The organism is Streptomyces marincola, assembly GCF_020410765.1.
Taxonomy (GTDB): domain Bacteria; phylum Actinomycetota; class Actinomycetes; order Streptomycetales; family Streptomycetaceae; genus Streptomyces; species Streptomyces marincola.
In genome coordinates, this window is record NZ_CP084541.1 from 5,454,327 (window position 1) to 5,468,455 (window position 14,129).

14 protein-coding genes are annotated in these 14,129 nt (G+C 71.9%); 6 read left to right on the plus strand and 8 right to left on the minus strand.

The genetic code is table 11. From position 1 onward, the window contains the following. Positions 1-150 precede the first annotated feature (150 nt). From LC193_RS24115 to LC193_RS24135, 5 genes are all read right to left on the minus strand, one after another. Positions 151-711, minus strand: coding sequence for a hypothetical protein (locus LC193_RS24115; RefSeq protein ID WP_226077400.1), 561 nt, complete (start codon positions 709-711; stop codon positions 151-153). Positions 712-876: 165 nt separating this feature from the next. Continuing rightward, positions 877-1,437 (minus strand): hypothetical protein, encoded by a 561-nt coding sequence (locus LC193_RS24120; protein WP_226077402.1) that lies wholly within the window; start codon positions 1,435-1,437, stop codon positions 877-879. 165 nt (positions 1,438-1,602) lie between these two features. Next, on the minus strand, positions 1,603-2,163 hold the full coding sequence (locus LC193_RS24125; RefSeq protein ID WP_226077404.1) for a hypothetical protein: 561 nt from the start codon (positions 2,161-2,163) through the stop codon (positions 1,603-1,605). Next, positions 2,160-4,238: a hypothetical protein gene (locus LC193_RS24130; protein ID WP_226077406.1), complete on the minus strand. Its 2,079-nt coding sequence runs from the start codon at positions 4,236-4,238 to the stop codon at positions 2,160-2,162. The genes LC193_RS24125 and LC193_RS24130 overlap by 4 nt, the downstream gene beginning before the upstream one ends. A gap of 9 nt (positions 4,239-4,247) precedes the next feature. Then, positions 4,248-4,640, minus strand: a complete 393-nt coding sequence (locus LC193_RS24135) for a hypothetical protein (RefSeq protein WP_226077408.1) — start codon at positions 4,638-4,640, stop codon at positions 4,248-4,250. A gap of 179 nt (positions 4,641-4,819) precedes the next feature. On the opposite strand from LC193_RS24135, the gene dxr reads away from it, so the two are divergent. The 6 genes from dxr to LC193_RS24165 all read left to right on the plus strand — a co-directional run bounded on the left by dxr (position 4,820) and on the right by LC193_RS24165 (position 11,986). Beyond that, positions 4,820-6,091: a 1-deoxy-D-xylulose-5-phosphate reductoisomerase gene (gene dxr, locus LC193_RS24140; protein WP_226077410.1), complete on the plus strand. Its 1,272-nt coding sequence runs from the start codon at positions 4,820-4,822 to the stop codon at positions 6,089-6,091. After that, positions 6,088-7,392 carry a M50 family metallopeptidase gene (locus tag LC193_RS24145; protein ID WP_226077412.1) on the plus strand — a complete coding sequence of 435 codons (1,305 nt, stop codon included), beginning with the start codon at positions 6,088-6,090 and terminating at the stop codon, positions 7,390-7,392. Before dxr ends, LC193_RS24145 begins: the two co-directional genes overlap by 4 nt. A gap of 60 nt (positions 7,393-7,452) precedes the next feature. Further along, a complete protein-coding gene (ispG, locus tag LC193_RS24150; protein WP_086157709.1) occupies positions 7,453-8,607 on the plus strand; it encodes a flavodoxin-dependent (E)-4-hydroxy-3-methylbut-2-enyl-diphosphate synthase in 1,155 nt (384 codons plus the stop codon). 121 nt (positions 8,608-8,728) lie between these two features. After that, positions 8,729-9,577 (plus strand): GNAT family N-acetyltransferase, encoded by an 849-nt coding sequence (locus tag LC193_RS24155; protein WP_226077414.1) that lies wholly within the window; start codon positions 8,729-8,731, stop codon positions 9,575-9,577. Positions 9,578-9,658: 81 nt separating this feature from the next. Continuing rightward, positions 9,659-10,222, plus strand: coding sequence for a GNAT family N-acetyltransferase (locus tag LC193_RS24160; protein WP_226077416.1), 564 nt, complete (start codon positions 9,659-9,661; stop codon positions 10,220-10,222). A gap of 54 nt (positions 10,223-10,276) precedes the next feature. After that, positions 10,277-11,986, plus strand: a complete 1,710-nt coding sequence (locus tag LC193_RS24165; RefSeq protein ID WP_226077418.1) for a proline--tRNA ligase — start codon at positions 10,277-10,279, stop codon at positions 11,984-11,986. A gap of 60 nt (positions 11,987-12,046) precedes the next feature. Here the strand turns inward: LC193_RS24165 and LC193_RS24170 are convergent, their stop codons facing one another. From LC193_RS24170 to LC193_RS24180, 3 genes are read right to left on the minus strand one after another with little or no spacing between them, the layout of a single operon-like run. Continuing rightward, positions 12,047-12,949, minus strand: a complete 903-nt coding sequence (locus tag LC193_RS24170) for an aminoglycoside phosphotransferase family protein (protein WP_226078865.1) — start codon at positions 12,947-12,949, stop codon at positions 12,047-12,049. 5 nt (positions 12,950-12,954) lie between these two features. Continuing rightward, positions 12,955-13,395: a ferritin-like domain-containing protein gene (locus LC193_RS24175; protein WP_226077420.1), complete on the minus strand. Its 441-nt coding sequence runs from the start codon at positions 13,393-13,395 to the stop codon at positions 12,955-12,957. Continuing rightward, complete coding sequence (locus LC193_RS24180) at positions 13,392-13,922, minus strand: hypothetical protein (RefSeq protein ID WP_226077421.1); 531 nt, start codon at positions 13,920-13,922, stop codon at positions 13,392-13,394. The genes LC193_RS24175 and LC193_RS24180 overlap by 4 nt, the downstream gene beginning before the upstream one ends. Positions 13,923-14,129 lie beyond the last annotated feature (207 nt).

Sequence of the window (14,129 nt, forward strand, 5' to 3'; positions counted from 1 at the left end):
CCCTCTGCGGTGCTGCGCCCAAGGGCCAGGGCCGTATCATTCGCGGGGTGCGCTTCGTCAAACGAGGCGTGACCTTCGACTGGTCTGCCCATTCCAGGCCGTGGTCCCCGCGCGAGGCGTCGCGGGCGCCTGCATGGCACTGGGCAGCCCCTATTGCGAGGCCGGGGCGGCCGGTCGGGCGTCGCAGTCCAGTTGTTCGGCCAGTCCGGTCACGTAGCTGCGGGTGAAGTCGGTGACCCGCTCGCGTCGTTCGTCCTCCGGCATGTGGTCGCCGTAGACGTGTATCTCCGCCAGCATGGCGTCGGTTCCGTCTCCGGCTCCGCAGGGGAGGGAGAACACTGCGCCGTCGTCTGCCAGCACGGCGGGGATGTCCGGGCCCCAAATCTCCTCGACCGGATCTTCCAGCCGGAGTCCACGGGCGTGCTCGGAAGGATCGAGCGCACCGACGACGGCGTATCCAATAATGTCGATGTGGAGCGTTGAGTCGATCCTGACTTCGCAGGTCACGGTGGCCGACTTCGAGACGGGAGCAGCTTCGAACTCGTTTCCCGGAGGTAGTAGGGCTTGTAGGGTTTGGGGAGCGATGGATGTGTCGCAGATGCGGTCGGGGACGGCGTAGTTGGTCTCCTCGTCGCTGCATGCGGTGAGAAGAGCGGCGAGTCCCAGAAGTATTGGTGCCCCGTTTCGGGAGAAGGGTCGGTAGGCGGTCATTCGTTGTTCGGCTCTCCCTCTCAGATGTTGCGTCCCAGGTCTGCGGACGTGTCGTTCGCGGAACATGCCTCGTGAGGCGAGGCATGTTTTACGGACTGGTCGGCTCATCCTCTGTGGCGGTCCCCGCGCGAGGCACTGTGGACGCTGGACGGCGTTCGGTAGCCGTTATGGCGAACCCGTGGTGGCTGGTCGGGCGTCGCAGTTCAGTTGTTCGGCCAGTCCGGTCACGTAGCTGCGGGTGAAGTCGGTGGCCCGGTCCCGTCGTTCGTCCTCCGGCATGTGGTCGCTGTAGAGGTGTATTTCCGTCAGTAGGGCGTCGGTTCTGCCTCCGGTCCCGCAGGGGAGGGAGACCACTGCGCCATCGTCTGCGAGTACGGCGGGGAAGTCCGGGCCCCAGTTTTCCTCGACTGAATTTTCCATCCGAAACGTGGCCGCGCGCTCGGACGGGTCCCTCGCTCCCGAAAGGGCCAATCCCCTGATGTCGATCTGAAGCCTCGAATCGACTTTGATTTCGCAAGCCACGGTAATCGACAACGGAAGAGATGTGGCTTCCACTTCGTCGCCCGGAGGAAGGACTGCTTGCAGTGCTTGGGGGTCGATGGGTGTGTCGCAGATCTCATTGGGGGCGGTGTAGTTGTATTCGTCGCCGCTGCATGCGGTGAGAAGAGCGGCGAGTCCCAGAAGTATTGGTGCCCCGTTTCGGGAGAAGGGCCGGTAGGCGGTCATTCGTTGTTCGACTCTCCCTCTCAGGTGTTGCGTCCCAGGTCTGCGGACGTGTCGTTCGCGGAACATGCCTCGTGAGGCGAGGCATGTTTTACGGACTGGTCGGCTCATCCTCTGTGGCGGTCCCCGCGCGAGGCACTGTGGACGCTGGACGGCGTTCGGTAGCCGTTATGGCGAACCCGTGGTGGCTGGTCGGGCGTCGCAGTTCAGTTGTTCGGCCAGTCCGGTCACGTAGCTGCGGGTGAAGTCGGTGACCCGGCCCCGTCGTTCGTCTTCCGGCATGTGGTCGCCGTAGACGTGTATCTCCGCCAGCATGGCGTCGGTTCCGTCTCCGGCTCCACAGGGGAGGGAGACCACTGCGCCGTCGTCTGCCAGCACGGCGGGGATGTCCGGGCCCCAATTCTCCTCGACCGGATTTTCCAGCCGGAGCGAACGCGCGTGTTCGGACGGGTCCCTCGCTCCCAGGACAGCGAATCCCGTGATGTCGATGTGTAGCTTTGCGTCGACTTTGACCTCGCATGTCATGACGATCGACACCGAGGAGGGAGCGGCTTCCAGTTGCTCGCCTGAAGGTAGAAGCGCTTGCAGTGTATCTGGGGCGATCGGTGTGTCGCAGATTTCGTCGGGCACGGCGTAGTTGGTCTCGTCGGTGCCGCATGCGGTCAGAAGAGCGGTGAGTGCCAGAAGTATCGGTGAACCGTTCCGGAAGAAGGAGTAATAGGTGATCATCCGCTGTTCGAGTCTCCTTCTCCGGTACTGAGCCCCAGATTCGCGGCCGTGCGCAACTCGGCATACACCTCGGCGGACGAGTTGTGGCTATCGGACTGCCCGGCCCAGTCTTCGTTCAACGTGATCCAGTGATTCGCGAGCGCTTCCAGGTGCCTGTCGCGACTATCGCTGATGTCCTGCTTCTGCCGTGTCTGCTCATCTTCACGGGCAGCCGCCTCGCCTTCCAGCCAGGACTGGGCGACCATGTCGACGGCACCGCTTATCGCCCCGCCGACGAAGGGGACGAAGTCGGCTGCGGTGCCGAGGGTGTAGGTGGCCCAGTCGACCCGGGAACTCGCCCCCGCGATCTCGCCCGCCGCTTCGGCCCGCAGGGCCTCCCGATACGCCCCCTCAAGGAAGCCGACGGTCTCTCCTGCCCTGAGCAGCGGCAGGTCCGGATTGTCGGGCATGCTGCCCAGTTCCTGGACCAGGGCGAAGTTCATGCCCTCGTTGAGGAGCGCGTAGGAGGCCGGGTCCGCCGAGATCTGGGTGACCACGTCGAAGAGTTCGTTCCGGTCGATGGGGCGCTCGCTGTGCAGGCCGGCGACGGAGTCGATGACGAGGTCGCCCCGGTTGACCAGGATGCCGGCCAGCGGTTCGCGGTATTCCACCGGGAATCCGTCGCCACCGACCGCCGCCAGGACGTTGACCGCGTTGTTCAGGACGATGCGGCTCTCCCGGCTGTGCTCGGGAGCCGACGTCGCGGCCGTGCCGGGTTCCAGGCCCGTGGTCGCGGCGAACAGGGCGTCGCCGATCGCAAGCCGGAACGCGTAGCCGCCCCCGTCGCCGGCCTCGACGGGCAGGTGGTCGACGGGGCGGTCGAGCAGGTACTCCATGGTGTCGCGACGCAGGAAGACGTCGGTCGCGGCGGCGGGCGTCCGGCTGAGGGCGTCCATGTAGCCGATCATCGGGTCCCGGGCGAAGACCTCGGGCGGGAGGTGGTTGATCGACGAGTTGTTCCACGCCGACCCGGGCGCGTCCATAGCCCGTTCGTAGGAGATCAGCGCGCCGCCGTAGTCGGTGAGGAATTCCTCGCCGTACGTCCCGCCGGCCATCAGGTCGCTCATCACCTGGAACCCCAACGGGCCGTTGCTCATGCCCAGGTCGATCCGCTGGGGCCCCAGCGCGATCATGTCCGCCTCCCAGGCCCTCATGGCCGGGTCGTCGCTGCGCGTCGCCGTACCGAGGGCGGCGCCGAAGCCGTTCCCGAGGGAGGTGAGCAGGTCGGTGCGCTCCTGGTCGCCCGGCGGGTACGGGTGGGCGGTGAGTCCCGTCCAGAAGCGCAACGCGCCCTCGGGCCCGAGTCCCGTCGCCAGCGCGACACCGAAGTGCTCGTTCTCGGCCTGGTCGCGCAGCGTCCGGTCCAGTTCCGCCAGTTCGTCGTCGCTGAGCACGGCCGGTTCCATGGCCATGAGTTCCTGCACGCGCTCGGCGTCGGCCCGGCCCTGCACTTCCTCGATCGTCTGCGTGTCGTAATCGGTCGCCCGGAAGGCGCTGTCCTCCGCCCCGGCCAGTTCCCGCAGGGCCCGGTCCGCCAGGGCGTCGGTTTCGGCAGCCTCGGCGAGGATGCGCTCGATGCGGGCCGCGTACTCGTCGATGAACGGCTGCAACTCGGCCCTGGTCTCGTTCAGCTCCTGCTGCGCGAGGGGTTCCACCGTGCCGCCGACCGGGCTCTCGCCGTTGACCAGGACCCTGCCGTTCCGCGTCACGAACAGGCCCTGGCTCTCCGCCTCCTGCCGGACCTCAAGGAGCCGGGTGCGGTGCGCGCGCAGGTCGTTGCCGAGGTCTTCGAGGACCCGGTGGATACCGGCGGCCTGCTCGTGGGCGAAGCCGAAGCGGTCCGCGACGGTCGTGATGAACCGCTTGGTCACTCCGGCGTTGACGCCCCGCCAGTCGGCGGACTCGGCCTTGCCCCGCAAGGCCGTTCTGGCCTCGTCGGCCATGGTGTCGAAGTCGGTCTTCGCCTGCCGCCAGTCCTCGACCGCCCGGTCCAGGGTCTCCAGGCTCAGTTCGGCCAGCTCCTCGAACGTCGGCATGCCGTCCGCTCACTCCCTCAGCAGGGCGTCGATCGCCGGGTTGCCCCCGGCGGCGGGCAGGGCGGGCGCTCGCGCGGTCCGCAGCTGGCCCAGCAGGTCGTGTTCCAGGGCGGAGTGCGATCTGACCGTGCCGGTGAGGTGTTCGTCGATGCGGTCGCAGTCTTCCTTCAAGTCCATGGTCTTGCGGAAGAACCGCGCCATCGTGTGCCGAAGACCGGCCCCGCTGTCCAGCCCGGAACCGAGAAGCGTGCTCGCGGCCGTGTAACTGCTGTCCGATGCGCCCAGGCCCTTGCCGACCAGGTCGCCGCCCAGGCCGCGTGCCGCTTCGCCGATACGGGTCAGTTCCTCCGGGCGCACCTGGAGATCGGCCTCGCCGGGCTCGGGCCCGGTGCCGTCGGTCATGGTCCCCCCATGCCATCCGCTGGCGCGGCGGGAGGCATCCGCCGCGCGGCTACGATAGCGCACCGCGTACGCCCGCTCACAGGCGGCGTGTTCCGGTGCGGAACGCGGCCCGGCCCGGCCGTGTTCCCCAGGGGCGGGGCCGGTCGGGGGGCGGGGTCGGGGCGGGCGACAATGGGGAGATGACCGTGAGTCCCGCCTGTCTCGCCGATCCGCACGCGCGTTTCCCCGCCGAGCCGCCGCCCGAGGGGCCGCGGGAGATCGTCGTCCTCGGGTCCACCGGGTCGATCGGCACGCAGGCCATCGACATCGTGCTCCGCAATCCGCACCTCTTCCGGGTGACGGGCCTGTCCGCCGCCGGGGAACGGCTCGACCGGCTGGCCGGCCAGGCGCACCGCCTCCAGGTGCGGACCGTGGCCATCGCCAGGGAGGACCGGGCCATCGCCCTGCGCGAGGCGCTGCGGGCGCAGTACGGCGTCGGTCAGCCGCTGCCCGAGATCCTGGCCGGGCCCGACGCGGCCTCGCAGCTCGCCGCGAGCGAGTGCCACACCGTGCTCAACGGCATCACCGGCTCGATCGGACTCGCCCCCACCCTCGCGGCGCTCTCGGCGGGCCGGGTGCTCGCCCTGGCCAACAAGGAGTCGCTGATCGTCGGCGGCCCGCTGGTCACCGGCCTGGCCGAACCGGGGCAGATCATTCCCGTGGACTCCGAGCACTCCGCGCTCTACCAGGCGCTGCTCGGCGGCACCCCGCGCGAGATCGCCCGCCTGATCGTCACCGCGAGCGGCGGGCCGTTCCGCGGGCGGGGCCGGGCCGAGCTGGCCTCGGTCACCCCGCGCGAGGCGCTCGCGCATCCCACGTGGGACATGGGCCCGATGGTCACGATCAACTCCGCGACCCTGGTCAACAAGGGGCTCGAAGTGATCGAGGCGCACCTGCTGTTCGGCATCCCGTTCGGGCGGATCGAGGTGGTCGTCCACCCGCAGTCGTACGTGCATTCGATGGTCGAGTTCACGGACGGTTCGACCCTGGCGCAGACCGGGCCGCCGGACATGCGCATGCCGATCTCGCTCGGCATCGGCTGGCCGGACCGCGTGGCGGGCGCCGCGCCGCCCTGCGACTGGACCCGGGCGCACACGTGGGAGTTCTTCCCGCTGGACACCGATGCCTTTCCCTCGGTGCCGCTCGCCAGGAAGGTCGGTAGCCTCGGGGGTATCGCGCCCGCCGTGTTCAACGCGGCCAACGAGGAGTGCGTCGAGGCGTTCCTCGCCGGCACGCTGCCGTTCACCGGCATCGTGGACACCGTCGCGCAGGTGGTCGACGAACAGGGCGGTGACGGTTCCGGAACCTCCCTGACCCTCGGGGACGTCCTCGAAGCGGAGGCGAGGGCGCGAAGCCGCGCCCGGGAGCTGGCGGGGACGGCCCGCCGGACGACGACGGAGGCGACACCATGACGGCCCTGATGTTCATCCTCGGGATACTCGTCTTCGTCATCGGCCTGCTGTTCTCCATCGCCTGGCACGAACTGGGCCACTTCTCGACCGCGCGCATGTTCGGCGTCCGGGTGCCGCAGTTCATGGTGGGATTCGGGCCGACCATCTGGTCCAGAAAGCGCAAGGAGACCGAGTTCGGCATCAAGGCCATCCCGCTCGGCGGCTACATCCGCATGATCGGGATGTTCCCGCCCGGCGACGACGGCAAGCTCAGGAAACGCTCCACCTCGCCGTTCCGGGGCATGATCGAGGACGCGCGCGCCGCCGCCTTCGAGGAGTTGCAGCCGGGCGACGAGAAGCGACTGTTCTACACCCGCAAGCCCTGGCAGCGCGTCATCGTGATGTTCGCCGGGCCCGCGCAAAACCTCATCCTCGCCGTGGTGATCTTCCTCGGCGTGCTCATGGGCTTCGGCATCAACACCCAGACCACCACGGTCGCCACCGTCTCCGAGTGCGTGATCTCGCAGAGCGAGGAGCCGAGGGACTGCCGGGACACCGACCGGCCCGCCCCCGCGGCCGAGGCCGGGCTGCTGCCCGGGGACGTCATCGTCGCGTTCGAGGGCGAGCCCATCGAGGAGTGGAGCACTCTCCAGCAGCGCATCCGCGACACCACGGGCGAGGCCACGATCACCGTCGAACGCGACGGCGCCACGCTGGACCTGAGGGCCGACCTCATCCAGAACCAGGTCGCCAGGACCGACGGCGACGGCGGCTACGTCGAGGGCGAGTACGTCACGGCCGGCTTCCTCGGCTTCTCCCCGGCCAGCGGCATCGTCAAGCAGGACTTCCCGCAGGCCGTGGACCGCATGGGCGACATCATGACCACCGGCGTCGAGGCTCTCATCGACATCCCGTCGGAGGTGCCGGGGCTGTGGAACGCCGCCCTCGGCAACGCGGAGCGCGAGCAGGACTCCCCGATGGGCGTGGTCGGCGCGGCCCGCGTCGGCGGGGAGATCTTCACCCTCGACATCCCGGCGAGCCAGCAGGTCGCCACGGCCCTCTTCCTGGTCGCGGGTTTCAACCTTTCGCTGTTCCTGTTCAACATGCTGCCCCTGCTCCCGCTCGACGGCGGGCACATCGCCGGGGCCCTGTGGGAGTCCCTGCGCCGCAGGCTCGCCCGCCTCAGGAAACGGCCCGACCCGGGCCCGTTCGACGTGGCGCAGCTGATGCCCGTCGCCTACGTCGTGGCCGGCGTGTTCATCTGCTTCACCCTGCTGGTGCTGGCCGCCGACATCGTCAGTCCGGTCCGGCTCACCGGCTGATGTGCCCTAAGCTCGACTCCTGGAGCCCGCCCGTCCACACCGTAGGGTTGCACTGATCCAATGACAGCCATTTCGCTGGGAATCCCGTCCGTGCCGGCCAAGCTGGCCGACCGCCGCGTGAGCCGCAAGATCCAGGTCGGTTCCGTTGCCGTAGGCGGTGACGCCCCGGTCTCCGTGCAGTCCATGACGACGACGCGCACCTCCGACATCGGCGCCACCCTTCAGCAGATCGCCGAGCTGACCGCCTCCGGCTGCCAGATCGTCCGGGTCGCCGTGCCGACGCAGGACGACGCGGACGCCCTGCCCGTCATCGCGCGGAAGTCCGGCATTCCGGTCATCGCGGACATCCACTTCCAGCCCAAGTACGTCTTCGCCGCGATCGACGCCGGCTGCGCCGCCGTGCGCGTCAACCCGGGGAACATCAAGAAGTTCGACGACAAGGTCGCCGAGATCGCCAGGGTCGCCGGTGAGGCCGGGACCCCGATCCGGATCGGCGTCAACGCGGGCTCGCTCGACCCCCGCCTGCTGGCCAAGTACGGCCGGGCCACCCCCGAGGCGCTGGTGGAGTCCGCGCTGTGGGAGTGCTCGCTGTTCGAGGAGCACGGCTTCCGCGACATCAAGATCTCCGTCAAGCACAACGACCCGGTGATCATGGTGAACGCCTACCGGCAGCTCGCCGCCCGCTGCGACTACCCGCTGCACCTCGGCGTCACCGAGGCGGGGCCCGCGTTCCAGGGCACCATCAAGTCCGCCGTCGCCTTCGGCGCCCTCCTCAGCGAGGGCATCGGGGACACGATCCGCGTCTCGCTGTCGGCCCCGCCCGTCGAGGAGGTCAAGGTCGGCACGCAGATCCTCGAATCCCTCGGACTGCGGCAGCGCGGCCTCGAAATCGTCTCCTGCCCCTCCTGCGGCCGGGCCCAGGTCGACGTCTACAAGCTCGCGGAAGAGGTCACCGAGGGCCTCACCGGCATGGACGTGCCGCTGCGCGTCGCCGTCATGGGCTGCGTCGTCAACGGTCCCGGCGAGGCCCGCGAGGCCGACCTCGGCGTCGCCTCGGGCAACGGCAAGGGACAGATCTTCGTCAAGGGCGAGGTCGTCCGCACCGTTCCCGAGTCCAAGATCGTCGAGACGCTCATCGACGAGGCCATGAAGATCGCCGAGCAGATGGAGAAGGACGGCGTCCACTCCGGCGCCCCCGAGGTCACGGTGTCCTGATCCGGGCGATGCCCGCTGCCCGGGTACGGTCCACCGCGCCGCGTGGGCCGTGCCCGGGGTAGGGTGCGGTCCACCGCCACGTCCGCCGAGCCACGTCCCCCGATCACAAGGCCGCCTGCCCGTGCTCACCACGCCAACCGTTCGCGTCCTGCGCCCCTCCGCGCTCGGCGACGCCCTCGCCGTACTCAACGAGGACCCGGTGGCCAACGCCTTCGTGACCGCGCGCGTACTCGAATCCGGTCTCGAACACCCGTACCTCGGCGGCGACATGTGGGGCTACTACCGCGGCGGGCGGCTGGCCTCGCTGTGCTACGCCGGGGCCAACCTCGTGCCCGTCCGCGCCGACGCCGCGGCCGTCGACGCGTTCGCGGAACGCGCCCTGCGCCAGGGCCGCCGCTGCTCCTCGCTCGTCGGCCCCGCCGGCGCGACCGCGCGGCTGTGGACCCGCCTCGAACCCCACTGGGGCCCGGCGAGGGAGCTGCGCCCGCGCCAGCCCCTGCTGGCCACGCGCGCGACGCCCGCCGGCATCGCCCCCGACCCCCTCGTGCGGCGCGTGCGCAAGGACGAGATGGACCTGGTGTTCCCGGCCGCGGTCGCCATGTTCACCGAAGAGGTCGGCATCTCCCCGCTCAGCGCCGAGGACGGCGGCCTCGCCTACCAGTCCCGCGTGGCAGAAACGGTGGGCACCGGCCGCTGCTTCGCCCGGATCGAGGACGGCCGCGTCGTCTTCAAGGCGGAGATCGGCGCCGTCACCCCCGATGTGTGCCAGCTCCAGGGCGTCTGGACCGCTCCCGACCGCCGCGGCAGGGGACTGGCCACCGCCGGGCTCGCCACCGTCATCGCCCACGCCCTCGCCGAGACCTCGCCGGTCGTGAGCCTGTACGTCAACGACTTCAACGCGCCCGCCCTCGCCGTGTACCGCCGCCTCGGCTTCACCCGGTCGGGGACGCTGATGAGCGTGCTGTTCTGAACGCGGCGCCGCGCCCGCGCCCGCCGGACCATCCGCGGCCCAGGACGCGACGGGACGGCCCGGGCGCGTTAGCCTCCCCGCATGACAGCATCCGCCGCCGGGGACCCGGCCGCCGGCCCCGTCGCCATCGCGCCCCTCGACCTCGCGGCCAGAGTCGACGACGCCCTCGCCGTCCAGGCCCGGGCCTTCGGGCTCGGCGCGGAGGAGATCGGGGTGCGCCGGCACATCGTTCTGCGCCACATCGCGAGCCCCGGCGCGCGCGCCCTGGGCGCGACCGACGCGCGCGGCAGGCTCGTGGGCTTCGTCTACGGCATGCCCAACGACCGCGCGCAGTGGTGGTCGGGCGTCGTCGAGCCCTACCTGCGCAGGGCCGGGAACGACGCGTGGCTCGACGAGTCGTTCACCATCACGGAACTGCACGTCCTGCCCGCCTACCAGCAGCGCGGCATAGGCCGCGCGCTCATCACCTCCCTCACCGACACGGCCGCGGAACCCCGCTCGATCCTCTCGGCCATCGACACCGAGAGCCCCGCCCGCGCCCTGTACCGCAAGCTCGGCTACACCGACCTCGCGCGCCGCGTCATGTTCCCCTCCGCGTCGAGCCCCTACGCCGTCATGGGCGCCCCGCTACCGCTGCGCAGGTGACGCGTGAGCCACCCGTTTGGCGCCCGGTGCCCCGGCGGGGTTAGGCTCCCGCCCATGGCAGCCCGAGTCCAGTACCTGTCCGCCTCCCTGCTCAAGACGCTGCGCGAGGCCCCCGCCGATGCCGAGACCCTCAACCACCGGTTGCTGGTCCGCGCCGGCTACGTGCGGCGTTCGGCCGCCGGCCTCTGGAGCTGGCTGCCACTGGGCAAACGGGTGCTGGACAACGTGGCCCGCGTCGTCCGCGAGGAGATGGACGCCATCGGCGCGCAGGAGGTCCTGCTGCCCGCGCTGCTCCCCCGGGAGCCCTACGAGGTCTCCGGCCGCTACGAGGAGTACGGCGACCTGCTGTTCCGGCTCCGGGACCGCAAGGGCGGCGACTACCTCCTCGGGCCCACGCACGAGGAGATCTTCACCCAGCTGGTGAAGGACCAGGCCACCTCGTACAAGGACCTGCCGGTCATCCTGTACCAGATCCAGACCAAGTACCGGGACGAGGCCAGGCCCAGGTCGGGCATCCTGCGGGGCCGCGAGTTCCAGATGAAGGACTCCTACTCCTTCGACACCGACGACGAGGGCCTGGCCACCGCCTACCGGCTGCACCGCGAGGCGTACATCCGGATCTTCGCCCGGCTCGGCCTCGACTACCGGATCGTCTCGGCCGTTTCCGGCGCGATGGGCGGCTCGGCGTCCGAGGAGTTCCTGGCCCCCGCCGCCGCGGGCGAGGACACGTTCGCCTCCTGCGCCGCCTGCGGCTACGCGGCCAACACCGAGGCCGTCACGGTCACCGTGCCCCCCGCCGACCCCGCGGCCCACCCGCCCCTCGAAGAGCTCGACACCCCGGACACCCCCACGATCGAGACGCTCGCCGCCCACGTCGGCGCGCCCGCCTCGGCCACGTTGAAGAACCTGCTGGTGAAGGTCGACGGCGAGATCACGGCCGTCGGCGTGCCCGGCGACCGCGAGGTGGACCTCGGCAAGCTCGCCGAGCACCTCGCGCCCGCCGTCGTCGAGGTCGTCACCGCCGAGGACTTCGCCACCCGCCCCGACCTCGTCCGCGGCTACGTCGGCCCGCAGGGCATGGCGGGCAAGGCGTTCCCCTACATCGCGGACCCGCGGGTCGCGCCCGGCACGGCGTGGATCACCGGCGCCAACCGGCCCGACACCCACGCGCGCAACGTGGTGTGCGGCCGGGACTTCGAGGTCGACCGCTACCTCGATGTGGTGGTCGTGGAGCCGGGCGACCCCTGCCCGTCCTGCGGCGCGGGGCTCAGCCTCGAACGCGGCATCGAGATCGGTCACATCTTCCAGCTCGGCCGCAAGTACACCGACGCCTTCGCCCTCGACGTCCTCGGCCGCGAGGGCAAGCCCGTCCGCGTCACCATGGGCTCCTACGGCATCGGCGTCTCCCGCGCCGTCGCCGCTCTCGCCGAGCAGACCGCCGACGACCGCGGCCTGTGCTGGCCCAAGGAGATCGCGCCCGCCGACGTGCACGTCGTGGCCGCGGGCAAGGCCGTGCAGACGGAGCTGGCGCGGGATGTCGCGGAGCGGCTGGGCGCGGCGGGCCTGCGGGTCCTCGTCGACGACAGGGCCGGCCTCTCGCCCGGCGTGAAGTTCGCCGACGCGGAGCTGATCGGCGTGCCCACCATCCTCATCGTGGGGCGCGCCGCGCCCGACGGCCGCGTCGAGCTGAAGGACCGGCGCACCGGCGAGCGCGAGGAGCTGCCCGTCGACGAGGCGATCGAACGCCTCACCGCCGCCGGCTGACCCCCGCCGTCCCCGGGGCCGCCCGCGCGAGCGGCCCCGGGGGCTGGGCGAGATCCGGCGCTACAGCCAGGTCGCGAATTCGAGCAGCATCTCGCCCTCCGCGCGGCGGCCCGCCGCCAGGTGGCCCACGCCCGACTCCACCGCCCGGTACAGCGCCCAGCCGCGCAGCCGCTCCGCGTCGACCTCGACCGCGTCCGCCAGCCGCGTCACCCGGCGCCGCGTCACGGCGGGCGCGCCGGGCGACGCGGCCAGGTCGTGCAGCCGGTCGCGCACCAGCCTGGCCAGGTCCCAGGCGCGTTCGCCCACCACGGGCTCGGGCCCGGCCGCCAGCCACGGCGCCCGCCCGGAGTCCGAGGCCAGCACCGCGCCCTGCCGGAAGTCGCCGTGCAGCAGCAGCTGTTCTGGGGCGTCCGCCATCAGCGACTCGCGCAGGCGCAGGGCCTCGGCCACCAGCGGCCCGGCCTCCCCGTCCGCTGCGGCGAGCAGCGCGGGCTCCGACCGCGCCGTCCGGAGCGCCACCGTGGGGAACGGGTGCTCCGCGCCCGGGTCGATCCACAGCCGCCGCACCGCCGACACCGCCTCAAGCATCGCCTTCGCCTCCGGCAGGGCGCGCAGCGACGTCTCCCCGCGCAGGCGCTCCAGCAGCAGCGCGCCCTCGTCGGGCGCGCCGCGCAGCACGCGGACCGCGCCGTGGCCGTCCCAGCGCCGCAGCGCGGCCTCTTCGAGAGCCGCGGGCGCGCCGGGCGCGCACAGCTTCAGCGCCGCGCGCTCCCCGTCCGCGCGCCGCACCAGCACGGTCATGCTGCTGCGCCCGCCCGGCTCCGCGACCCGCTCGGCGGTCAGCTCCCAGCGGTCGAGCAGCCGTTCCACGAGGGCGGGCAGCTCAGCCAGCCAGTCAGCCGCCCCGGCCCCCTGGGCCCGGGCGAGCCGCCGGGGCGGACAGGGGGTGACGGCCGCCGCCATCGCGCTCACCGCCTCTCGTCCGCGTACTCGGCAAGACCGGGGAACGGCTCCCCGTGCCCGCGCCAGCGCGCCGCGCGCACCGCCGTCTCGCGCAGGGCCGCCGCGGCGGCGCCGCGCGCCTCTCCCGACGTGGCGAGCACGAGGTCCGCGTAGCAGCCGGCCAGGCGCGTCTCCAGCTCGACCGCCAGTTCCACCGCGCCGGCGCTGTCGGTGACCTCGAAGGGCAGGGCGTAGCCCGCGGCGGCGGCCACCGGCTCCCCACCGAGGTCGCGAACGGCCCGGTGCAGCTGGTCCCGGCGCGAACGGTGCGCGGTGTGCGCCTCGCGGGCCTCGGCGCCGCGCTCCTCCCCGATCCGGCCGCCGACCACGCCGTAGCCGTAGACCGCGGCGTGCTCGGCGGCGAGCGCGGCCTGAGTGGCCTCAAGGCGCCTGGTGTCCTCGCTCATGCGCGGACCTCGCCGAGCAGGTGGGCCTGGGCCGCGCCCGCGGCGGCCAGCGCCGCCAGCAGCCTGGCGAGTTCCGGCGGGGCGTCGGCCAGGGTGCGCAGCCGTTCCTCAGCGGCCTGCCGCTCCGCCGCGGCCAGCGCGGAGACCGCGCCCGCCGGTTCGCCGGGCACCCGCGGCACGTCGCCCTCGGGGCCGGCGCCCACGCCGTCGTCCGGGGCCGCCGAGGCGGCGTCCGCCTCGGTGAGCGCGCGCAGGTGGGCCGTGACGATGTCGCGGAAGGGGGCGAGCGGCCCGGCGAGGGCCGGGTGGGCGGCGGACGTCGCGTCGTAGCGCGCCAGGAGGGCGCTGCTGGCGCGCGCGGCGCGGCGGCGCAGGCCCGCGGCGGCCCCCGGGCCCGCGGCCCGCCCGCCGGCCCCGGCACCGCCGGACGACGTGCACCCGGTGAGGGCACCGGTCAGGAGGCAGCTCGCGAGCAGGGCGCGCCGGGGCACGCCGGTGGAGATGCCGAAGGACACGCCAGTGGACATGGCTTCCCCGACTCGTGGAGTGGACCGTAGGGCAGGCGGCGGCTCTCCTCGACGGCCGCACGCCCGGGGCGCGCGGGCCGGAGAGATCACCGCCCCGTGAGCGTACCTGTGCGCGGGGTCCATCCCGGCCCCGGCCCACCTCCCGGCGTGCCAGGTCCCGCGGGCCGGTCGGTCGGCGTACCGTGCCCGAGGCGCTAGGCTGTTGGG

Coding starts and splice junctions, on each gene's coding strand:
- LC193_RS24115 (WP_226077400.1), bottom strand. CDS start 711: ATGACCGCCTACCGACCCTTCTCCCGAAACGGGGCACCAATACTTCTG.
- LC193_RS24120 (WP_226077402.1), bottom strand. CDS start 1,437: ATGACCGCCTACCGGCCCTTCTCCCGAAACGGGGCACCAATACTTCTG.
- LC193_RS24125 (WP_226077404.1), bottom strand. CDS start 2,163: ATGATCACCTATTACTCCTTCTTCCGGAACGGTTCACCGATACTTCTG.
- LC193_RS24130 (WP_226077406.1), bottom strand. CDS start 4,238: ATGCCGACGTTCGAGGAGCTGGCCGAACTGAGCCTGGAGACCCTGGAC.
- LC193_RS24135 (WP_226077408.1), bottom strand. CDS start 4,640: ATGACCGACGGCACCGGGCCCGAGCCCGGCGAGGCCGATCTCCAGGTG.
- dxr (WP_226077410.1), top strand. CDS start 4,820: ATGACCGTGAGTCCCGCCTGTCTCGCCGATCCGCACGCGCGTTTCCCC.
- LC193_RS24145 (WP_226077412.1), top strand. CDS start 6,088: ATGACGGCCCTGATGTTCATCCTCGGGATACTCGTCTTCGTCATCGGC.
- ispG (WP_086157709.1), top strand. CDS start 7,453: ATGACAGCCATTTCGCTGGGAATCCCGTCCGTGCCGGCCAAGCTGGCC.
- LC193_RS24160 (WP_226077416.1), top strand. CDS start 9,659: ATGACAGCATCCGCCGCCGGGGACCCGGCCGCCGGCCCCGTCGCCATC.
- LC193_RS24165 (WP_226077418.1), top strand. CDS start 10,277: ATGGCAGCCCGAGTCCAGTACCTGTCCGCCTCCCTGCTCAAGACGCTG.
- LC193_RS24170 (WP_226078865.1), bottom strand. CDS start 12,949: ATGGCGGCGGCCGTCACCCCCTGTCCGCCCCGGCGGCTCGCCCGGGCC.
- LC193_RS24175 (WP_226077420.1), bottom strand. CDS start 13,395: ATGAGCGAGGACACCAGGCGCCTTGAGGCCACTCAGGCCGCGCTCGCC.
- LC193_RS24180 (WP_226077421.1), bottom strand. CDS start 13,922: ATGTCCACTGGCGTGTCCTTCGGCATCTCCACCGGCGTGCCCCGGCGC.